Origin of the sequence: Mediterraneibacter massiliensis (assembly GCF_001487105.1) — a bacterium.
In the GTDB taxonomy this organism is placed as follows: Bacteria; Bacillota; Clostridia; order Lachnospirales; family Lachnospiraceae; genus Mediterraneibacter; species Mediterraneibacter massiliensis.
In genome coordinates this window covers 491,981-513,856 of sequence record NZ_LN913001.1, presented here as the reverse complement: position 1 = coordinate 513,856, position 21,876 = coordinate 491,981, and the positions used below count along the sequence as shown (strand labels likewise).

Here is a 21,876-nt window from a genome sequence, read left to right as displayed (position 1 = left end):
CTTATCCCTCCTTTTCTTCTATGATCAAACTAACTGTGAAATTACGAGACGCATTGCTTCTTCCTGCTTTTCAGACGCCGCCTGTTTTAATTTCAGCACTTCTTCATCAGCCTTTTGCTTTGCCAGATCTCTTGTTTCCTTTTCTTTGTCTCGTGCCTGTTCAAGCTTAGCAGAAGCCTTTATCTTCGCCTGCTTTTCCTGTTCAGCCCGCAGATTTTCAGCCTGTTTTTGTGCTTCTTCCAGTATGTCTCGGCTCTTCTGCTGCGCCTGTCTTACGATTTCGTCTGCCCGCTTTTCTGTCTCGCGGATTGCCTGAATGGTCTCTTCCACCATACTTGCTTCACCACCTTCCTGTGTTTTTATATTTCATTCGTCAAATAATCTGTAAAAATATCCTCCCTGGAGCATATACGGCCTATGAGCGCCGGCTCCATATTTTCCGCATTTTGCGGCAATGTACGATGAATCATACTCTGTACACCTACACTATTATAAGCGAATAGAATCGTTTCTCTTCCGAAACGATATAGGCATTATACAATAACTAAGCGCAATATGCAAAACTTATTTATTAATATAGCTGTTTTCTTTTATAAGTTTCTCATTATTCACTCAAATTTCTCATTATTCTAACAAGTATCTCACTTTTTTCTTTTTTCATTCTATTGTATACAATTCCATCCATTTTCTATCTTCAGTGTAATATCTTCTACTGTACCTGGTGGGACTCCGTTTTGTTTTTATTTGAAAAGCTCTAATATTCGTGATGAACTTAAAAAATGAACCTGTGAAAAAGATATATTGGAAAATAACCTAAGGGAAATGTGAAATTAAAAATTTTTTTAGATAGAGATGACGTTAAATCTAGAATGCCTGCTGCCTGGCATATAAGAAGAATCCCACTATTACAATATAGAACAGGCGGATTGACGGCGTTTTTATTTAGTAGAGAAAAAATTTCCTATTAAATAAAAACGCTCCGCAGGATACCTTCTTATGCAAAAAGAACTTAATTACTAGGACAAGCGAACTCAAGCCGAGAATTTGCAAATGGAACTCTTTGCGCTATAGCTTTCTATACAGTTTCCTCTTTCTGGTGAATCAGATATCCTAAAACCATTACAACGATCAATATCATACCCCATACAAAGGTTTTTATATAAGAATTAACTCTTAGAATATTAAAAGAACTGGACACAATCTGAAGTAACAGGGTTGCCATAACCACCCCTGACACCTTTCCTTTCCCCCCATTCGGGGAAGTCCCCCCTAGAACTGCAATTAATAGGGTGAGCAATGTATATGTATTCCCATAATCAGATTTTGCAGAATTATAATGTGATATCATGATAATTCCACAGATACTTCCTAGAATACCCGAGAGTATATATGTCTTGAAGATTACTTTGAGATTATCAATTCCGGAGTAACGTGAAGCTTTATTGTTACATCCGTAAAAACACAGTTCCTGTCCGTATATGGTCTGGGTTAAAAAATAGGACATAACTACTACCACTACAATATAGATAATTAATATAATTGGAATACCCGCTATCGTACCGTTTGTGATTAGGCTAATTTCTGTTGGAAGTCCTGTAAGCGCAGGTCCTTTTGTAATAGCAAGTCCAATGCCCGTATAAAGCTGTAATCCGCATAATGTAATAAGCATAGGAGGGATTTTCAAAATTCCGATAAAGACGCTATTTATCATACCACAGGCACCCCCGGCTGCCAGCGCAGTAATAAGACCTATAGCGATTCCAGTTGCTCCTGGCAAGCTAGTCATGCATACAGTTGCCAAAATACTGGTCAGATTGGCAATGCCCACAAGGGAAAGATCTATACCCCCAGCCATCATACAAATCATCATACCAATGGACATAATGCCGTATTCTGGGAATTGCACACACATCCCCTGTAGATTTGTAATCCCCAAGAACTGTTTCGGCGAGAGAATTCCCATTATAATGAAAATAGCAAGAGCCAGCAGAAAAAGCGACAGTGTGTTTTTATCTCTTGTTTTAATCCAAGTCTTCATGATTTTTTTGCCTCCTTACTGCCTTTGAGCCGTATTTTTCACGCAACGCTGTGATAGAGGTTCCAAGAACGATAATCAGTCCCACCATGAATGTCTGAAAGTGAGAAGGGACACCAAGCATAATCAGGTTATTCTCTACCAATGCAATTAGCCCTACACCTAATATAGTGCCAATTACCGTTCCGTATCCTCCAGTGATTTTTGTTCCTCCAATCACCACTGCGGCAATCACCATCATTTCCTCCCCCATCAAAACCTGTGGATTAGCCTGGCGCATGAGAATGACATAAATAAAACCTCCAATTCCCGCGAATAATCCAGAAAAACCATACACACAGTACTTAATCCAGCTGACATTGAAGCCAGCAATTCTCGCTGCGTTTTCATCACCTCCAACTGCATAAATACCGCGCCCTAGCACAGTATAACGCAGGATAAGGAATACGAGGATACTCAAAATGATGGGAACAAGAATAAAAATGGTCATAGAGTAACTAATTCCTTGTTTGTTTACATATGTAAATAAAAAGGTTCGCGACAGTTTATCCATTCCTGCCGGCAGAGAGGAAAGCTCTCTAGTACCGATAAACGCTAGTGTTCCGCCATTGATCACGCTACTCATACCAAGCGTGGCAATCAACGGATAGATCTTGCATTTTACAATAAGAAGCCCATTTATGATTCCGCATGCAAGTCCAATGGTGCCTGCAACTAAAAACAAAAGGAACACATTATTAATCTCCAGTGTAACAGCCAGCATTGATGTGGCATAAAGAGCCAAGGAAGCTACTGCAGGAAAAGATACGTCAATTCCTCCAGATACAATCGTCACCATTTCACATAACGCAAAAATCAATGTAACCAGCATGGCACGTGAAAGTGATATGCCTGTTGAAGCATCCAGGAAGGCGGGATTTTTTAAACTAATTAGTATACAAAGCACAAGTATGATATATGTAACAATCGCCTCATTGCGCGTTACAGTCTTTAATATTTTTTGTTTCATTTTGAGCCTCCCAACATTTTCTGCAGTTCCTGCTCGTCCAGAGAAGAGGAGCTTACTACTCCTGCGGTGTGCCCTTTACGGATTACAAGTATTTTGTTACAGTTTTGAAGTATTTCCTGTAGGTCATCTGATATTATGATAATCCCCACACCGTCATTTGCAAGGTTATGTAATATTTCATGTATATCAGATTTTGCACCAACATCGACACCTACAGTTGGTCCGTTTAAAATCAGCAAATCTGGATTTGTATTCAACCATTTGGCTATTACAATTTTCTGAGCATTGCCTCCGGAAAGAGTTCTGATTGCAGCATTTGGGGAATTGGCAACACACCCTAGCTTTTTAATCCATTCTATGGTGGCAGAAATCATTTTTCTTCGATCCATTCGATGCTTTATTTTATACTTTTTCAAAGAGGCCACCACTGTATTATCTCGAATGGAACTATCGAGAAAGAGTCCCTCTGTAAGTCTGTCCTCTGGAACATATGCAATTTTATTTCTGACTGCATCCTGAACAGAATGAATTTGTAAAGGACGTCCCTTAAGATATATTTCTCCAGAATCAATTTTCTTTAATCCGAAGAGTGCTTCACCGATTTCACTTCGTCCTGATCCTAGAAGACCAGTTATTCCCAAAATATCACCTTTATATAATTCGAAACTGATATCATCAAATACGCCAATGCTTGCCAATTTACTTACTTTAAAAATTTCTTTGCCGCCTGGCTCCGGCTTCCAAACTGTCTGTTTGAGCTCTCGCCCAGTCATACATTTTATAAACCGTTCGTTTGTAAATTCAACAATCATTCCAGTTGCAACATTTTCACCATTCCTTAATATTGTAAGACGATCGGCAATTTCATATATTTCATTGAGCTTATGATTCACAAGTATTATTGCCATATTTTTTTCGCGAAGTCTGCGCAGGATCTTATACAACATCGTAATTTCTTTCGTAGTCAATGCGGTTGTGGGTTCATCTAGGATGAGTATTTTGGCATCATTAATGATAGCGCGGCATATTGCCACCATCTGTTTATCAGCTACGGGCAGATTACCTACAACAGCATCCGGATCCATTCTGGCCCCAATCTGTTTTATTCCATCAATAGCAGTCTTTTTTGCTTCTTTCCAATTGATAATCTTTTGCTTCTCCATGAGTATCTTATTCATCGAAATGTTTTCGGCAACAGTTAGATTAGGGAAAACAGCAAAATCTTGATAAATGACCTGAATTCCTTTTTCGATGGATTTCATAGGAGTAAGCCTTTCAGTTTTCTTACCTTCTATATAAATCTCACCGGATGTCTTTTCATATGCACCGGATATAATCTTAATCAATGTTGACTTTCCACATCCGTTTTCACCGGCAAGACAATGTATCTCTCCGGGATAGATTGTAAGATTTACATTTTTCAGAGCCTTTACTCCATCGAACGATTTCTGGATATTTTTCAATTCTAGTATAGGTTCTTTCATAACATCCTCTCATTTCAGATTCAATAGTAAAAAGAAGCAGAGCAGACGGGAATATCCTTTTTCCACTCTGCCTCTTTTAGTGCCGTATGATTTGCTTAAAAGTCATAAGCAGGATCGTCAACGTTGTCTTCGGTTACTTCAATCCACGCCTGTCCCTGAAGTACATTTCCTTCCAACGTCATCTTGGTATATCCATCTACACCAAGATCAGCGCCCTCAGCGAGTTGCTCACCATTTAAAGTCATAACTGCCATTTCTATCAGTGCCTCACCTGCAAGAGCCGGATCCCAGAAAGTTGCCATATCGATCGTTCCGTTTCTTACATAGTCCCCTGCATTGGAAACAAGTCCAGTGCCTACAATTTTAACCTGCCCTGTCAGTCCTAGCTCCTCAACAGCTAAGGCAGCACCAGAAGCATCTGTCATAGAGCATCCCATAATAGCATTGATATTTGGATTTGCAGTGAGTGCTTCTACAACCTTTTCATACGCTGTGGACTGATCATCGTTAGATTCAATTAGATCACCATACATTGTAAGATTCGGATAGTTTTCAGCTGCGTATTCCTGGGCTGCCGCCGTCCATTCGATATGGGATGCGGAAGTCAGACCAGATACAATCTGAATATATTCACCTTCTCCTCCAACAGCCTCACCCAGAACTTCCATGAGTCGTTCCCCATACTCCACATTACTAAAAGCTTCCAAGTCATAGTCTATATTTTCCATTCCGGCTCCTTCATGTGTAATGACAACAATTCCAGCCTCACGTGCCTTTTTGAGTACTGGTTCGAGAGATTCCGTAGAAAGAGGAACTACGCAGATGGCATCTACTCCTTGAGAAATGAGATCCTCAATATATTGAGCCTGCAATGCACCATCTGCCTCAGACGGACCGGTGAAAAATGCGTCAACATTATTTTCTTTCGCATATTCCTGCACGCCTTCTTCCATACGCTCATACCAAGAAAGGGATGTGGTTTTCGGTACAACGGCAATGGTATAGGAACTACTGTCAGATCCTCCTGAACTTTTCTCTGATGAACTGGTATCTGCAGTCTGATTATCTATGGTGCCGCATGCAACCAATGAAAATGCCATAACAGATACAAGAAATAAAGATAATAATTTCTTTTTCATAATAACCTCCTATAAACAATTTGCAACATATCCTCTAATCTATACTGGCAGCTGTCCTGCGATTCAAAATGTAAAATAAATCAATCTTCAGGATAACAATAATCAGGCGGTCCAATTTTCCCACCGTTTCCAAATTCAATAATCATCTTCAAATCATCATATGTACTCATATAGTAATGACTATCACCATCAATCCATCCCGTTTGCATGATATGAATACCATAGGGTTTTAAGCGGCTGATTTCTTTTGCAATTTCTTCATCAGGATATACATCTTTAATATGGTGAAAGCCCTCACCTCTTGTTTCAAGAAATTTCCAGTAGATGTTCTTCCCTTTGATAGGCTGTATCACCTCAATTTCTATATTTTCAAGCCAGACCACTGCACATATAAATTCAAACCCCTCTATCTGCAGTTCGCCTTCTACATGCAGACTTTTCATATTTTCGGGTCTAAAATGCCGTACATCAAAAGAATTAACACCTAGCAGACGCCGATAACTTTTCATATACGGTTTTGCATCTCTGACAACAATTGCGAACTGCCGAATATTCATCTTGTGAGTACTAATCGGTGTACTGTACTCCGCAGGATAGTATTCCCCTCTATCCTCTTGGGACAGCGTCGTATCTGCGACTTCAAGAACTACACCAAGTTCTTTCCATGTATCAAGACTGATGACTCTTCCGCCATCCCAGATGTATTCTTGAAGCTGTCGTACTCCTTTTACCTTCATCGAAGACAGAAAAGTCTCTGTTTCAGCTGGGGTATCCGTTTTCACTCGAATGTGATGAAGCCCTTCGCCTTTTTCATTGAGGAAGCGCTTGTATATAGAATTCTCAGTACCTGGTTCAATTATTTCAATCTCAATCTCATCGATTTGAATCGATGCAATCGTCATGTCAAGTTCTTCTGATTTACCATCCGCTTCTGTGATAAGAACTGCTCCATTTTGTGAAGATATTCTTTTTATACTCCATGGGCCTATATTTTCTAAGGTGATATATTTGTCTATCGCCTTTTTAGCATCGGATACAACAAGACCAATCTGACTGATTTGCATAACCTGTACCTCCTATTCCTCTACTTTGACCCACTGGCCACTCTCTGCACTCTGGCAGATTGATTCGCACAGTATAACTTCCCTGTACCCATCAAGAAATGTAGGGAAGGACGGCTTCTCTGTATAATCACCAGCAAGAATATAATCATATACCTCTTTGAACAAATGTTTAGATGTATCAGCAAAACCTTCGTTATGTCCCCCTGGATAGGAAATCAGTTCCCGCGCCTCAGGATACACAAGAGCTGGATCTTTCATAATAATCTCATTTCCCTTTTCTCTATGTCCGACCATCATTTCATTCGGACGTTCCGAGTCCCAAATTAAGGAAGCACCCGTTCCATTAATTTCATAATATACACGGTTCTTATGGCCAGCCGCCATCTGGTTGACAGTAAAGACTCCCTGAGCGCCGTTATTGTAGTGTACAAGTACAGAAGCATAATCTTCCGTATCCACTGGCACTTCCTGATAGTCATCATTTGTCAAAATTTTACTTGACCAAGTTTCCATAGGGTTTTTCGGTTTTTTTCTCGTTTTATGGAAGGTTGCAAAGTCCGCAAATACTTCAGTAATTTTAAGACCGCTTACGTATTCCGTAAGATCCATCCAATGAGAACCTATGTCCCCAATGGCACGTGTCTTTCCACTGACCGACGATTCAAGGCGCCAACTATAATCTGTTTCAAGAAGCAGCCAGTCCTGCAGATAAGATCCTGTCACAGATAAAAGTTTTCCAACATCCCCTTGCTTCACCATCTCTCTCGCATGTCTTACCAGCGGATAATATCGGACATTAAAGTGTACAGCCGTAACAAGATTTTTTTCCCTGGCAAGTTCTGTCAGTTCTTTTGCCTCTGCAGGCGTCAGTGTGAGTGGCTTCTCACAGACACAGTGTTTATTTGCCATGAGAACCTTTTTTGCCATCTCATAATGTAAATAATTGGGACTACATATATGTACCACATCAATACTGTCATCCTCAAGCATTTTATCAATATCGTCATAATAATACGGTACACTATACTGTTCCGCCTTTTCTTTTGCCTCTTCTATCGTGTAGCCGACAAGTGAAGTTACATTAGCTTCAAAAGTCCTCCTAACATTTTCCAAATGGATTGGTCCGATAAAACCGGCACCGACAATTGCGGTATTCAGTTTCTGCTTCATTACAGCACCTCCATAAAATTTTTAATTAAGCGCTCAATTGATATCTACACTATAGGGACAGTTTTACTATTTGTCAATACGTTTTTTGTGTATTTAGTACAAATAAATATATGTAAACGCTTTCAGAATGTATATATTGCACAATAAATTAAAATGTGTCATTCTTTGGATATTTTTGATATAATAAAAAACATAAGCATATAGTTTTTGTGGTGGAGGATGGGATCTATGTCAACAATCAACGATGTTGCGAAACTCGCAGAAGTCAGTATTGCAACAGTATCAAGGGCGATTAACAATAGTGGATATGTATCTGAGGAGGCGAGGAAAAAAATCGATCAGGCAATCAATGAATTAGATTATATAGTAAATGAACGGGCAAGAAATCTTTCAAAACAACGTTCCGGGATTATTGGCGTTATCATACCAGATTTGGAAAATCCCTTCTATGGGAAATTAATCAAGAATATTGAAATCGAGCTCTATTCCTATGGGTATAAAACTATGGTATGCAATACAATTGGTACTAGCAATCGAGAAAAAGAGTACATTGATATGCTCGATCGAAATATTGTAGATGGGATTATTACCTGTGCTCTGGTTCTTGAAGATTATGTATACACAAGGATAAAGAAACCAATTGTCAGTACGGATCATGATTTTGGTCCTTCAATTCCTCTGATCCATTCAGATCATCGAAGAGGAGGGTATCTAGCAGCTAAAAAGATGTTAGAAGCAGGATGTAAAAATGTGGTAATGGTCGGGGCAAGATGGGATGTAAAAACTCCATCTAGTGAGCGATATACAGAATTCGAAAAGATTTTGAAGGAAAACAAAATCCCCATACAGACTATATATGCGGACTGGAATAGAATGAGTTACCCTTATTACACTCAACTCATGAGTGAATACTATGATGTGCTTATGAATGTAGATGGAATATTTACATCGGATATCGGAGCAATTGCACTCTATCACTTAGTTGCAGATCAGGGAAGACAAATTCCAAAAGATCTGAAAATTCTCGGATATGACGGGATGAGCATTACAAAAATATCAAAGCCTGTCATATCCTGTATCAGACAGGATGCAGAGGAATTGGCAAAACGTTGTGTAAATACAATAATGAAACTAATTTGTGGAGATGAAAACATAGAATATCATCAAATTATTGATGTTACTTTCCAACAAGGAGATACCCTCTAATTAAAATAAGCTCCTGCTCATTCATAAAACCAGAAAAATATCCAGAAGAAAGTGGATACTTTTTTGTAATAAGAATCTAAAAACAAAACGCCCCACAATTTTGCGGGGCGCTACACTATACCTATTATTCCCACTGCAGCCTATGCAGATGTCCTTCCAGTTCCATCCCCGCAAAGTCCTGCTGTCTGAGTGCCTCATACAGAAGGATCGCGACAGAATTTCCCAGATTTAAAGAGCGTATCTCCCCCACCATGGGGATCCGCACACAGTTTTCCCTATATTCTACAAGGATCTCTTCCGGGATCCCTGCGCTTTCTTTCCCGAACATAATATAACAGTCCGGTTCGTATGAAACCTCCGTATATACCTTCGGCGCTTTCGTGGTCGCCATATAAATCTTCGCGCCCGGATTCTGCTGCCTAAAATCTTCAAAATCTATATAAGTCCTAACATCCAGATCTTTCCAGTAATCCATTCCGGCACGTTTCAATGCCTTCTCATTTAATTTAAAGCCAAGCGGCTCTATCAAGTGCAGGCGCGTATTTGTCGCCACACAGGTGCGTCCGATATTTCCGGTATTTGCCGGTATCTCCGGTTCATGCAGTACAATATTGAGCATACGATATTTCCTCTCCTACTTTTCATTGCGCAGACGCTGGATAAACTGTCCCAGCCTGCCCAGCGCTTCCTTGAGATCTTCCAGTGAATATGCGTAAGAGATCCTTAAGAAGCCTTCTCCACATTCGCCAAATGCCGTGCCCGGCACAACAGCCACCTTTTCTTCCTGTAGAAGCCGGGTCGCAAATTCCTCCGAAGTCATACCGAATTCCTGGATACTCGGAAATACATAAAAGGCGCCGAACGGTTCAAAACATTCCAGACCCATTCTGGCAAATTCATGCATGAGAAAGCGCCTTCTCTGGTTATATGCCTTGCGCATTTTCTCTACTTCATCCTCACAATTTCTAAGTCCTTCTACCGCCGCATACTGACTTGTTGTGGGAGCGCACATGATCGCGAATTGATGCAGTTTTATCATCTGTTCGATGAGGATCTGCGGACCGCAGCAAAATCCCAGCCTCCAGCCGGTCATGGCAAAGCCTTTAGAAAAACCGTTGATCACAAGAGTCCTCTCCCGCATCCCCGGCAGGCTGGCAATAGAAACATGCTCCCCTTTATAACTAAGTTCCGAATAAATCTCATCCGACATCACATACAGATCGTGCTCTTTGACAAACTGTGCGATCGGTTCCAGATCTTCCCATGTCATGATCGAACCGGTAGGATTATTCGGGAACGGCATGATCAGTACTTTTGTCTTCTCTGTCGTATACTTCTCCAGATCTTCTACGGTCAGTTTAAATTCATTTTCATATTGGAGCGGGATGATCACAGGTACCCCGTCTGCCATGATCGTGCAGGGCAGATAGGATACGTAGCTTGGCTGCGGGATCAATACCTCGTCCCCGGGATCGAGCATACAGCGGAGTCCCACATCGATTGCTTCACTTCCTCCGACAGTCACCAGTGTCTCTGTATTCGGATGATAGGAGACATGGATCTTTCGCTCCATATAACGGCAGATCTCCTCTCTTAATTCCTTCAGCCCTGCGTTGGAAGTATAAAACGTCCTCCCTCGTTCCAGAGAGAAGATGCCTTCTTCCCGTATACGCCACGGAGTATCGAAATCCGGCTCGCCCACGCCGAGCGAGATCGCATCTTCCATTTCATTTGCCACATCGAAAAATTTTCGGATCCCGGAAGGCTGTATATCAATGATCTTTTTAGATAACGGTGTACGCATTATGGTGTCACCTTCATTCTTTCGGATTCTTTCTTTGGTCCCATGATCGTCCCATAATCCTTATATTTTTTCAGGATGAAGTATGTGGCAGTACTGATGACTTCATCGATCGTAGAAAGTTTTTCCGAGACAAACCGAGACACTTCTTTGAGCGTTTTGCCTTCTATCGTAACAAGCAGATCATAGCCGCCGGATATCAGATACACAGAAAACACTTCCGGATATCTGTAGATCCGTTCTGCAATCCTGTCAAAGCCTCTGTCCCTCTGCGGGGTGACACGGACCTCGATCAGTGCCGTCACCTTTTCCACGCCCGCTTTATCCCAGTCTACCAACGTATGGTATCCACATATGATCTTTTCCTGTTCCATATTGGACATGGCGTTTGCTATATCTACTTCCGATACACCGAGCAATACCGCCAGTTCTTTTAAGTCCACACGACTGTTTTTTTCTAGATATTTCAGTATTTCCAGTCTCAAATCATTCTGATTCATGTTGCTGCCTCCTGCTTTTTATTTTTTCTGATTCATTCTTTCACTTTGCCAGCGCAGCCATTCGTCCGGCGCCGGCCTGTCCAGATACCTTTTTTCTGTGCCGCTTGTGATTACCCGGTCTTTTCCGTCCGTGGCAACCCCAAGCCTTCCGGCTCGTGTCCCCGCCCGTTTAAAAAACGCCAGCAGCTGCGCACTTTTGTCTGTCACGATCAGGGCGCTCCCAGCAGAGGTCATCTGATACGGATTCAATTGATAATACTCACAGATCTCCACTGTCTCCTGGCGGATCAGGATATGAGACCGTTCGATTTCCATCCCGATTCCCAAGCTTTCCGACAAATCCCAGAGTCCTGCCAATATCCCGCCGCTTCCAATCTGCCGCACCGCCGACGCGCCATGCGCATAAGCCTCCAGCAGTACAGAAGGCGTACACAGCATTTCCTCCAAGCTCTCCGTCTGCCGTAAAAAGGAGGGCGTAAATCTTTCGCCCAGTTCTTCTTTTGCCTCTGCCTCGATCAAAAGCGTTCCCTCCAGACCTGCATATCCGCACAAAAGAATTTCTCTGTCCCCTTTTATCTTTTCTTTGCCCACATCTTCTCTGCATATGCCTGCTGCTGTCACATGGACGACCGTCTGACAGACGGACGGACTTCCTTCCGCTCTTATGCAGGTGATCTGCATATCCAGTTTTTCACACAATTTTTCCATGGCTGCTGCCATGCGCACGATGTTTTCTTCCTGCTCTTTTAGCGGACTTAAGATCTGCGCCGACACTGCGACCGGCTCCGCTCCTTTTGCCGCCAGATCACCTGCCGCGCGAAGGATCGCATATACCCCCGTCTTTGTATGTTCTCCGCCGACAGCCGCCTGCGCCCATGCGAAGATCGGTGCCTCTTTTGGAGAAACCTCTTTCAGCATAGACACATTTTCCTCTGCTGAAAGCGGAAAAAGTATTTCTTTTCGTCTCGCTTGTATCTTCTTTTTTATATCCCGTCTCCATACGGTCTGTGATAGATTTCCAACCTTCATGGATTCCTCTTTTCCTATCTGTTTTTCTGTCTGTTTTCTTATGAACTTCCGCCTGTGATCTCTTGTATGGCTTTCTGTATCTTTGCCTCATCCTGCGACTCGACCGCTGCGGATATTTTCGCCGTATATTCTGCATTATCCGACGCTGTGCCGACTCCGACTGTTTCCTGGGAAGGCAGATACTGACTGTAATTAATGATTTCTTTGCTGACTTCCTGTCCATCCACATACACGATTTTCCACAACTGCGCCGTCTTGCCTGTATGTGCCTCACTCTGAGTTGCTATGTATCCGATCGGATCTTCCGTAGCGACAAAGTACTTTCCTTCTGCTTCTTCTGTCTCCAGTGTCTCGCTTACATACTCCACCGTCCGGTTTTCTGCTCTTGTTTCTTTCCCATAGATATGGAAAGTCAAAGCGCCATCTGCATAATAGGCTTCAATATAGACAGGAGTTTTATAGCTGTTCTTGAATTTCAGATCCAGTATATCCTCTGCGATTGCCGCATCCATAGATGGTTCTACATAGGAAACCAGCATAGAATGAGGATGCCGCTCTGTCACTTCCAACTCTGCTCTTAGCACTGCATTATACAGCGTCGTTGACACCTGGCAGATGCCGCCGCCCATAGATTCTACGACTCTGTCTCCTTCATAGGAAGCCGCAGGATAATAACCATTTTCCTCTGTATATGGCTCCATCACCCCATTGACAGAGATCTCTTCTTCCGGTTTGAGAAGTGTGCCGTTTAGATGGTCTGCTCCGGATTCCACATTCAAAGCCCGCCCGGAGCCATCGTTTCCATAGTAAGTCGTAAAACTCCCAAGAAGATCTGTGATCTCCGACAGATCTTCTTTTGTCATCTCTGGTTCGATATGGCTGACTTCTGCCTGCACTTCCCCGCCTTTTCTGTTCCATTTTTTTCCCAGAAACTGCTCGATATTCTTCACTGTCTTTTTTATATCCAGTATCTCTCCCGGCTGTTCTTCTACGATGACAACGCCGCTTTCATCCTGTGTCACATATGCATTGACCGGAAGATTTAAAAGCGGAGCCAAACATTCTTCTAATACAGGCGCCGCCGTTTTTTCTGTCACCTTATACTGAACAGGAAAATTTTTCTTAACTTTCCCTTTTTCTGCATTTCTTAGAATTTTATAGCAATTCACCGCATTTCCGACTTTTCCATAGTCTGCTGCCTGTTTAAGCACATTGTCCAGGCTTTTTACCGTAAGCCCCAATTCTGTCAAAGTTGTCTCTGCCTGATCGCCATTTTCCAAAACCAGCGTCATCTTCTCCTGTCCAATACTCTCTGTATCCGCTAGAACAGCTGCTTTCGCCTCTTCTTTCGTCATACCTGATACATCTGTTATCCCTACAGAAATACCTTGTATCATAATGTTCTTATCATATTGATCGATTGTCCTGTGCAGGAAAAACTGTACGGCTGCGATCACACAGACTGCGCAGACCAAAAGAAGGACCAATCCCGCCATTGTCCTTTTGCCTGATGTATATCTTCTGCCTTTCCTGCGCTTCCTCTTCTGTTTGTCCATATACGCCCCGCCTCACTCTTTTCCCTCAATATCATATGATATAAGGCAATACCATCGTCAAGACCATCGCCCCAATGATCACGAGTATACCGATGGACACGATCTTCTTGAACTTCTTATCATAAAAATTCATACATCTATCTCTCCTAACCTGTCTGAATACACTACATTTTATACTCTTTACAGTATTTTTGCAAGCGGCACTGTCCGCATTTGGGGCTTCTCGCCGTGCAGACAGATCGGCCGAATGTGATGATCTGTATGTTATACAAGATCCAGTGATCCTCCGGCAGCTCTTTCATCAGATCTTGCTCGATCTTCTCCGGGTCTTCACTGCAAGTCAGTCCCAGTCTCTTAGAGATTCTCTTTACATGTGTATCCACTACTACGCTGGCATCATGATAAATATTCCCCCGTATGACATTTGCTGTTTTCCGCCCCACGCCTGCCAGGGAAGTCAGATCTTCCAGACTCCGAGGTACTTCTCCGTGGAAACGTTCCACCAAGGCTTTCGTACACGCTATGATATTCTTTGCTTTATTATGATAGAATCCTGTTGGTTTTATATCTTGTTCCAATTCTTTTATATCTGCGTTCGCAAATTTTTCCAGCGTATCGTATTTTTGGAACAAATCTGCCGTCACAATATTCACCCGCGCATCCGTGCACTGTGCACTTAGCATTGTTGCGATCAAAAGCTGCCACGGCGTCTCATAATGCAGATAACAGATATACTCTGTCCCAAACTGTTCGTCCAGTATTTTCAGGATTTCCCCTGTACGTTTCTTCATCTCTTTCTTTTCCTTTTATACTTTTTTCTCTATGTTATCCGTGACTTCATATACTGCTGCCTGATGTGTGAGTCTGTCCCGATTCTGGTAGTCAAACAGAAGCAGCTTTCCTCCGATCCATTCTAAATGCGTCATCTTGCGTATCTTCATCCTGTCATACTGTTCATATCCTTTCAGATACCGGAATTCCTGCGCCTCTTTTTCATAGAACTTTCTTGTCTCTTCCTTGGTGATCTGCAGTTCCTGCGCAAAGCAGGGACGCCGCTTCGCATTTTCCCGCATGTACAGATCTAACAGCAAGGACTGTCTGTAACTCTCCTTATCTCTCACCTCTGTCTGGCTGATAAAAGCAAACAAAATCTCAAATCTGGACAATCTTGTGAGATTGACCATCTCCAGCTTCTCTTTCTCATAATATACCGCCAGCGCCTCATACATGGCAAACGCATCGGTATATTCCTTCTCCAGCAGTTCCATCGTATAGACAAACTGCCTGCTGTTATAATAGACCTCCACCATTTCCTCTATCTTTTTCAGCTGTCTGATCTCCCCATAGGACATCCATCTGGTGGAAAGGACCTCATAAGGCGGTCTGTCCTGATACAAAAGCCCATATTCTCCCGCTTTTTCGTGCATACGGGAACCTTTTAAGACTTTTAAGAATCCTAACTGCAGCTGCTCCGGTTTCAGCGCATACACATCGCAGAAAGATTTTCTGAAGCTTTGCATATCCTCATAGGGGAGTCCGGCGATCAGATCCAGGTGCTGATGTATATTTTTCTTCTCCTGCACCTGCCGCACGGCTTTTGCCACACAGGAAAACTGCATCGTCCGCAGGATTTCTGCCAGTGTCTTCTCATTGGTAGATTGTATGCCGATCTCCAGCTGGATCAGTCCCGGACGCATCTTTCCGATCAATTCTAATTCTTCTTCACGCAACAGATCTGCCGCAATCTCAAAGTGGAAATTGGTAATACCGTTATCGTGTTCCAGCAGATATTTCCAGATTGCGACTGCATGGTCATGTCTTACATTAAAAGTCCGGTCTACAAATTTTACCTGGGGTACTTTCTTATCTATAAAAAACTGCAGTTCCTGCTTGACTCTTTCTATATCTCGAAAACGCAGACATTTATCGATGGAGGACAGACAGTAACTGCAGGAAAAAGGACAGCCCCGGCTCGATTCATAGTAAATGATCTTATTCGCAAACTCCTTCATATCCTCATACACGAAAGGAACCTGATTCAGATCCATGACCGGACGTGCCGGTGTCTCTATGATCTTCCCGTCTGCTTTTCTGCGAAAGACGATCCCCTGTATCCTCTCCATCCCAGAATCATCTTTTTCTAAACACACCAGCAGATCCCGGAAAGTTTCTTCCCCCTCCCCGCACATGATCCCTTCCAGCTGCGGATACCTATCCAGCAGTTCCCTCGCGTTGAAGGATACTTCCGGACCTCCCAGCCATAAGCGTACACCGGGCAGGATCTTAGGGATCTCTGCAAGCAGGGCCTCTACATAGGAAATATTCCACAGATAGCAGGAAAAACAGATCACATCCGGTTTCTGTCCAAACAGATCTCCCAATACGTCCTGAAACGGCTGATTGATCGTATACTCTACTATTTCTGCTTTATATCCATACTGTCCCGCATACGCTTGCAGGCTGTATACTGCCAGATTAGAATGGATATATTTCGCATTTATTGCTGTCAGTAAAACTTTCATAGTTTCCTCCATTGACTTTTTCTACAAAACAAGGTAAAATTAAAACCTGTGCAGCCGGGGTGTTAGCGGTACCTTGTACCTGCAATCCGCTATAGCAGGGGTGATGCCGCGCAGAGGGCGAAAGTTTGTAAAGCTGCCCCCGGTAAGTGATGTTGATGCCTGGGTCTTACGCGACGGGAATCTGCGAACCGTGTCAGGTCGGGAACGAAGCAGCACTAAGCAGAATCTCCCGGGTGCCGTGAGGGTGCCTGGACTGAGTTAACTGCCGGGGTAACGTTTATGAACCTAGTTCGAAGCGTGGCGCACATAAAAAAAATCTGTACACTGTGTTTCTCATTCCATTTCTCTGGACTGCTGACGGCACAGTGCTTTTTTTTGTCTTAATTCTTTAAAAAACTGTTTCATCATTTCACTGCATTCCTCGCCTAACACACCTGTTGTCAGTTCTGCCTGATGATTGAACGATTCCATCTGCAAAAGATTTAAAACCGATCCGGCACAGCCTGCTTTCGGATTCATACAGCCCACGACAACTCGTTTGATACGCGCCTGTACAATCGCGCCTGCGCACATCTGACATGGTTCCAGCGTGACATATAAGGTACAGTCCTCCAGCCGCCAGTCCCCGGTCTTTTTACTCGCCTTTTTTATAGCCGCGATCTCAGCATGCGCAAGAGGACTTTTCTCTGTATTGCGCCTGTTATACCCTCTGGCGATAATTCTGTTCTCCCGCACGATCACACAGCCGATAGGCGTCTCTTCCAATGCATATGCCTTGCGCGCCTGTTTCAAAGCTTCCTTCATATATATTTCATCCGTCTGCTTCTGCATATCTGTATCCTGTTCCTTTTCAATTTCTTTTTGTACCTGGTTCTTTTTCCTTCCGGTCCTGAATAGATTTAGAAGAAAGACAAGACCAGAGGTATATGGTATGAATCCCGGTAATTGTTATTTATATGAATATGAAAATACTCACAAAGTACGTAATGTCGGTTTTTTTAAGATTACCCGGCATTATCACACCTGTATCCTGCAGATACAGGCGCGGGGCATTAAAGTCCACGCGCAGGGCAAGGTAGACTTGTATGTTTTCTACCAAGACAGCGAACGCAGCATTGCTAAAAAACTCACCACACTGACTTGTATGGAACATTCTTTGTCCGCACGTATTTCCGTATCAGAGTCCATCTTCCCACAGGGTCGGACACTGGAAAACATAGACGGCTTCTTTCTGAAAGCGCCACCCGAAACGCTGCAGACAGCGCCGGAGAAATTATGGGTCGTCTCCCATATCGTCCCCAAAAATATCGTGCCTTACGACGAGCCCCCGACTAAAGCGGAACCTGCCGCAAAGCCCACAGGATCTACGCAGACAGAAGTTCCTGTCATCGAATCACCGACAGAGGAACCTGACACGGTGGAATCTGAGGCGGAAACTCCCGTCACAGAACCCTCACAGGCAGAGGAGCCTCCCACGGAAGAAGGATCCGCCGCAGAAAAACTTGTCACAGAACCCTCACAGGCAGAGGAGCCTCCCACAGAAGAAAGATCCGCCGCGGAAAAACTTGTCACAGAACCCTCACAGGCAGAGGAATCTGCCACAGAAGAGCTTGCCGTGGAAGAACCGGCTGGAGAAAACAAACAGACCGAAAATGAGACAAAAAAGACGGTTTCCGCACGCAAGATCCAGCGCAGCGAATTGTGCCTTCTTCCGAAAAAATTCTGGTTTCTCGCCAATAATAGCTTTTTACTGCATGGATATCATAATTATAACCACCTCCTTCTAGTAGAAGAAGATGGTCACTATTGGCTTGGCGTCCCCGGTATTTACGATACCCACGAAGCACGAGCCGCCAGCCTGTTTGGTTTTCCGCAGTTTACACGCTCCTATACAGAGATCCTGGATCTGGAGGATGAGGAACGAAACGACGAAGCCGATTTCGGACACTGGTGCCGCTATATCAAATGATCCCATTCATCTCCTGATACAAGCGTTTTGCATAGCTGTCTGTCATACCGCAGACATAATCTGTCACAAGCAGCAGGCGGAGATACAGTTTTTCTTCCTCTGTCTTTCCTTCTGCCTGCAGCTTGTATGCATTTTTATAATTATCTGATATAAAAGAAATCACACGGCTGTCTATGGAATCCGGTTTTTCCTCTGTATCGTAATATAAAACGGCATGCACCAGCTTATCCATAAGGAAATCCAGGATCACTGCCTCAGAAACCTCCATCTTGTAGATCGCCTTGGAGGAAAATACATATCGAAACGCAATATCCCCCAACAACTCCATCAATTCTTCTCCCCAAGTTCCGTAAAACAGATCCTGGCAAAACGACCCTTCCATGATTTCCTCATAATGTGAAGTAAAGCCATAAGTCGCGCAGCTGATCAAAAACCCCTGTACTCTCACGATCCAATTTTTCACCGCATAGGATTCCGGATTCTGGGGCTGCTTTTTTCTTCCCCGCTCATACAATTCGTGTAATTTACCTGCGGCATCAAATCTGCCGTCTGCACCGCGTCCTTGTAAAACACTTAATTCCTTTTCCAGTGCGTGATACGAGACAAAGCCTTTCACAAAGGCATCTTCTATATCCGCTGTTTTATATGCCAGATCGTCTGCCGCTTCCAGGATATACGTCAGCGGATGGCGCCGGTTTCCCGTTCCCGTTGCCTTGGAGATTTCCTCAAACACCTCTCTGTCCGCATAGTAATATCCCATTTTTTTATCTTTTATATTGCCGCTTTGTCTATTTATTTTATCAGAAGGGATTGGGTATTTCACGATGGTGTTCAGCAAAGCGTAGGTCAGGTTCATTCCGTATTCATCTACCAGATAATGCAGTTTTGTCACCAGCCTGAGTGCCTGCGCGTTGCCTTCAAAATGATAAAAATCTTCTCTCATCTGGGGCGTCAGTTTTTCTTCCACCCGCTCCCCACGAAACAACAGCTGCGGAAGATTGCGCTCAAACCACTCTCTGATCGCCGTCTCCCCGAAATGTCCAAAGGGGGGATTACCTATATCATGTATCAGCCCCGCACATTCTAATATGTGACAGATATCCTCTTTCATCTGCACAGTAAATCCGCTGTCTTTGCGGCAGCTCAAAATATTTTCCCCGATATTTTGTCCCAGGGATTTCCCAAGCGACGCCACCTCCAGCGAATGGGTCAGCCTCGTTCTGATAAAGTCACTCTTGTCCAGAGGAAATACCTGTGTCTTATCCTGAAGTCTGCGAAACGACGCACTGCCGATAATACGGTGATAATCTTTCTCAAATTCACTGCGCAGATCTGTCGATTTGAAATTCTTTTTGCTTTTGCCTTCCCGCATTCTCTGTGTGGAAAGCAATGTGTCCCACTCCATGAGCCTTCTGTCCTTTCTGCCCTTTAATCCAGATAAATCGGCGGTTCATATGACTTTCCAAGCAGCGCTTTCATCCTCTCCTGATATCCTAAAAACGCCCACTCTGTCATATCTGTCCATTTATGCGTCTTTCTATCATATACCTGTACATAGCCGATCCTCGTCGGATGCATGCGCACACTGTTTGACTGGTACTCTCTTCCTGTATATGGATTGACTTCTCCTAATTCTCTGTCTTCCGCTTCATCATTATGCCGCAGGACCGGTTCGAAGTCTTCTGCCTTCTCATAGGTCTTTCCGACAGATACCTTTTCTTCCCGATCTGCCGCATTTCTATGGTTTTGATCTGCATGCTGTCTTTCTTTTTCCAAACTGGCTTTCTCTTTTTTACGGAAGAAAATCCCCCCTGTCGGGAATTTCTCCTTCTTTCCTGTATTTTCTAGTTCTTCTCTGAGCGTCTCCGCCGGCTCTCCTGCTTTTGCCTCTTTCTCCAGTTCATCCAATTCTTGATGTATCTCATACAGTTCCCCGATCGTCATGTCACGTTCTTCTCTGTCAGCTGTACTTTCCTCTGCCGGCAAGATCGCCAAAGGCTCTGTATTGTCCTGCACAGCCGTCTCTTTCTTCGCTGTTTCTTCCTGCGGATGCTGTGCCGTCTCTTTCGCCAGGATACTCAACTGAAACGAGCAGCCCAATATCCCTGCGATCATCCTCATATCCTGCTCCTGAAAGTTATCTCTCCCCAGGCGCTGCGTCAGATTTTGCCTCGACATTTTCTTTCCAGTCTGTTCTTCAATCTGTTCCGCCAGCTCCTTAATGGTCATTCCCTTTCTTCCAAGAATGATTTTGACTTGTTCTCCAAATGTCAGGTCTTCCATGACTTTCCTCCTTATGTGCCCTTATACTCCAATTATTCTTTAGAAGCAACAATATTGTTGCTTCATAAACCTATCGTTTTCCCTTTACCCATTCTATCAAACCTAAGTTTCTTCGTCAACAACATAGCCGTTGTAAATAGAGACGTATTTCTTTATAATATGGGGTGTACATCATGATGAAAAGAGGAATTTTTGTGTTAGAGTATGTAAAAGAAGAACATCTTAACCCCAACCTTACAGAAGCTGTCGAACAGTTCAAAAAACAGTATCCTGTTTTGGACAAATTTGAAGATCGTATCCCTTCCCCCTCTCAGTTTTATTATGGAAAAGAGGTATGGGAAGAAGCAATCTGCGCTATTTTAAGTGGGAAGAATATCCTTCTGGCAGGACACAAGGCAACCGGGAAAAATATATTTGCCGAAAATCTAGCCGCCGTGTTCTCCCGTCCCAGATGGGATATTTCTTTCCATGTAAACACAGACGCCTCCACCTTGATCGGCTGTGATACTTTTGCAGATGGAAAAGTCACTTTCCGTCCCGGTCCGGTCTTCCTCTGCGCAAAATACGGAGGTTTCGCCATATTGGATGAAATCAACATGGCAAGAAATGAAGCAATGGCAGTCCTGCATTCTGCTCTCGATTTCCGCCGTGTCATCGACGTTCCCGGATATGAACGCATACCGCTGCACCCTGCCGCTCGTTTTATCGCCACTATGAATTACGGTTACGCCGGCACGAAAGAACTAAACGAGGCACTCACTTCTCGTTTTGTTGTCATTCAAATGCCAATGATCACAGAGAAACAGCTGCAAAAGCTTCTTCGGGGAGAATTTCCCGCCATGAAGCAAAAATATATCGAGCAATTCGCAGCACTCTTTTTAGATCTGCAGAAAAAATGCGAGAACGCTGAAATTTCCTCCAAGTCTTTAGATCTGCGTGGACTTTTAGACGCCCTCTCTCTTATGGCAAAGGGACTAGAAGCGCACACAGCTCTTGACTTGGGGATTACAAATAAATCTTTTGACACCTATGAACAGACTTTGATCCGGGATACCATCCGTGCGCGCCTTCCCCGCCATCTGGACCATAACATATTATTTGAGGTATAA

At 43.5% G+C, this 21,876-nt stretch carries 20 protein-coding genes and 1 other RNA gene; 4 read left to right on the top strand and 17 right to left on the bottom strand.

Annotation, left to right across the window (positions count from 1 at the left end; genetic code table 11):
- Nucleotides 1-24: 24 nt before the first annotated feature.
- The 7 genes from BN3282_RS06585 to BN3282_RS06555 all read right to left on the bottom strand — a co-directional run bounded on the left by BN3282_RS06585 (nt 25) and on the right by BN3282_RS06555 (nt 7,901).
- Nucleotides 25-333, bottom strand: a complete 309-nt coding sequence (locus BN3282_RS06585) for a hypothetical protein (RefSeq protein ID WP_059067654.1) — start codon at nt 331-333, stop codon at nt 25-27.
- A gap of 742 nt (nt 334-1,075) precedes the next feature.
- A complete protein-coding gene (locus BN3282_RS06580) occupies nt 1,076-2,038 on the bottom strand; it encodes an ABC transporter permease (protein ID WP_059067652.1) in 963 nt (320 codons plus the stop codon).
- Nucleotides 2,022-3,044 carry an ABC transporter permease gene (locus BN3282_RS06575; RefSeq protein WP_059067650.1) on the bottom strand — a complete coding sequence of 341 codons (1,023 nt, stop codon included), beginning with the start codon at nt 3,042-3,044 and terminating at the stop codon, nt 2,022-2,024. The genes BN3282_RS06580 and BN3282_RS06575 overlap by 17 nt, the downstream gene beginning before the upstream one ends.
- Complete coding sequence (locus BN3282_RS06570; RefSeq protein WP_059067648.1) at nt 3,041-4,528, bottom strand: sugar ABC transporter ATP-binding protein; 1,488 nt, start codon at nt 4,526-4,528, stop codon at nt 3,041-3,043. Before BN3282_RS06570 ends, BN3282_RS06575 begins: the two co-directional genes overlap by 4 nt.
- 95 nt (nt 4,529-4,623) lie before the next feature.
- Nucleotides 4,624-5,667 (bottom strand): autoinducer 2 ABC transporter substrate-binding protein, encoded by a 1,044-nt coding sequence (locus tag BN3282_RS06565; protein ID WP_242866611.1) that lies wholly within the window; start codon nt 5,665-5,667, stop codon nt 4,624-4,626.
- A gap of 80 nt (nt 5,668-5,747) precedes the next feature.
- Complete coding sequence (locus BN3282_RS06560; protein WP_059067647.1) at nt 5,748-6,731, bottom strand: VOC family protein; 984 nt, start codon at nt 6,729-6,731, stop codon at nt 5,748-5,750.
- Between the two features lie 12 nt (nt 6,732-6,743).
- Nucleotides 6,744-7,901 (bottom strand): Gfo/Idh/MocA family protein, encoded by a 1,158-nt coding sequence (locus BN3282_RS06555; RefSeq protein WP_059067645.1) that lies wholly within the window; start codon nt 7,899-7,901, stop codon nt 6,744-6,746.
- A gap of 228 nt (nt 7,902-8,129) precedes the next feature.
- On the opposite strand from BN3282_RS06555, the gene BN3282_RS06550 reads away from it, so the two are divergent.
- On the top strand, nt 8,130-9,107 hold the full coding sequence (locus BN3282_RS06550) for a LacI family DNA-binding transcriptional regulator (RefSeq protein WP_059067643.1): 978 nt from the start codon (nt 8,130-8,132) through the stop codon (nt 9,105-9,107).
- Nucleotides 9,108-9,231: 124 nt separating this feature from the next.
- On the opposite strand, the gene BN3282_RS06545 is transcribed toward BN3282_RS06550, so the two are convergent.
- The 7 genes from BN3282_RS06545 to BN3282_RS06515 all read right to left on the bottom strand — a co-directional run bounded on the left by BN3282_RS06545 (nt 9,232) and on the right by BN3282_RS06515 (nt 16,515).
- On the bottom strand, nt 9,232-9,726 hold the full coding sequence (locus tag BN3282_RS06545; RefSeq protein WP_059067641.1) for a tRNA (cytidine(34)-2'-O)-methyltransferase: 495 nt from the start codon (nt 9,724-9,726) through the stop codon (nt 9,232-9,234).
- A gap of 15 nt (nt 9,727-9,741) precedes the next feature.
- Nucleotides 9,742-10,911 (bottom strand): aminotransferase class I/II-fold pyridoxal phosphate-dependent enzyme, encoded by a 1,170-nt coding sequence (locus BN3282_RS06540; RefSeq protein WP_059067639.1) that lies wholly within the window; start codon nt 10,909-10,911, stop codon nt 9,742-9,744.
- Nucleotides 10,911-11,408 carry an Lrp/AsnC family transcriptional regulator gene (locus BN3282_RS06535; protein ID WP_059067637.1) on the bottom strand — a complete coding sequence of 166 codons (498 nt, stop codon included), beginning with the start codon at nt 11,406-11,408 and terminating at the stop codon, nt 10,911-10,913. Before BN3282_RS06535 ends, BN3282_RS06540 begins: the two co-directional genes overlap by 1 nt.
- An 18-nt stretch (nt 11,409-11,426) precedes the next feature.
- Nucleotides 11,427-12,437, bottom strand: a complete 1,011-nt coding sequence (locus tag BN3282_RS06530) for an AIR synthase-related protein (RefSeq protein WP_059067635.1) — start codon at nt 12,435-12,437, stop codon at nt 11,427-11,429.
- A gap of 38 nt (nt 12,438-12,475) precedes the next feature.
- Complete coding sequence (locus tag BN3282_RS06525) at nt 12,476-13,993, bottom strand: VanW family protein (RefSeq protein ID WP_059067633.1); 1,518 nt, start codon at nt 13,991-13,993, stop codon at nt 12,476-12,478.
- 164 nt (nt 13,994-14,157) lie between these two features.
- On the bottom strand, nt 14,158-14,784 hold the full coding sequence (nth, locus tag BN3282_RS06520) for an endonuclease III (protein ID WP_059067630.1): 627 nt from the start codon (nt 14,782-14,784) through the stop codon (nt 14,158-14,160).
- A gap of 15 nt (nt 14,785-14,799) precedes the next feature.
- Nucleotides 14,800-16,515: a B12-binding domain-containing radical SAM protein gene (locus BN3282_RS06515; RefSeq protein ID WP_059067629.1), complete on the bottom strand. Its 1,716-nt coding sequence runs from the start codon at nt 16,513-16,515 to the stop codon at nt 14,800-14,802.
- 46 nt (nt 16,516-16,561) lie between these two features.
- On the opposite strand from BN3282_RS06515, the gene ffs reads away from it, so the two are divergent.
- An RNA gene (gene ffs / locus BN3282_RS14635) (signal recognition particle sRNA large type) lies at nt 16,562-16,823 on the top strand.
- Nucleotides 16,824-16,848: 25 nt separating this feature from the next.
- On the opposite strand, the gene tadA is transcribed toward ffs, so the two are convergent.
- Nucleotides 16,849-17,346: a tRNA adenosine(34) deaminase TadA gene (tadA, locus tag BN3282_RS06510; RefSeq protein ID WP_059067627.1), complete on the bottom strand. Its 498-nt coding sequence runs from the start codon at nt 17,344-17,346 to the stop codon at nt 16,849-16,851.
- Between the two features lie 100 nt (nt 17,347-17,446).
- On the opposite strand from tadA, the gene BN3282_RS06505 reads away from it, so the two are divergent.
- A complete protein-coding gene (locus BN3282_RS06505) occupies nt 17,447-18,484 on the top strand; it encodes a DUF6128 domain-containing protein (RefSeq protein WP_059067626.1) in 1,038 nt (345 codons plus the stop codon).
- On the opposite strand, the gene BN3282_RS06500 is transcribed toward BN3282_RS06505, so the two are convergent.
- Together BN3282_RS06500 and BN3282_RS06495 are read right to left on the bottom strand one after the other, a co-directional pair.
- Nucleotides 18,477-19,889, bottom strand: coding sequence for a deoxyguanosinetriphosphate triphosphohydrolase (locus BN3282_RS06500; RefSeq protein ID WP_059067624.1), 1,413 nt, complete (start codon nt 19,887-19,889; stop codon nt 18,477-18,479). The two genes, BN3282_RS06505 and BN3282_RS06500, sit on opposite strands and share 8 nt — an antisense overlap.
- Nucleotides 19,890-19,912: 23 nt before the next feature.
- Nucleotides 19,913-20,767 (bottom strand): hypothetical protein, encoded by an 855-nt coding sequence (locus BN3282_RS06495; RefSeq protein WP_059067622.1) that lies wholly within the window; start codon nt 20,765-20,767, stop codon nt 19,913-19,915.
- A 173-nt stretch (nt 20,768-20,940) separates the two neighbouring features.
- Between BN3282_RS06495 and BN3282_RS06490 the strand changes: the two genes are divergently transcribed.
- Nucleotides 20,941-21,876, top strand: coding sequence for a MoxR family ATPase (locus tag BN3282_RS06490; RefSeq protein ID WP_330382166.1), 936 nt, complete (start codon nt 20,941-20,943; stop codon nt 21,874-21,876).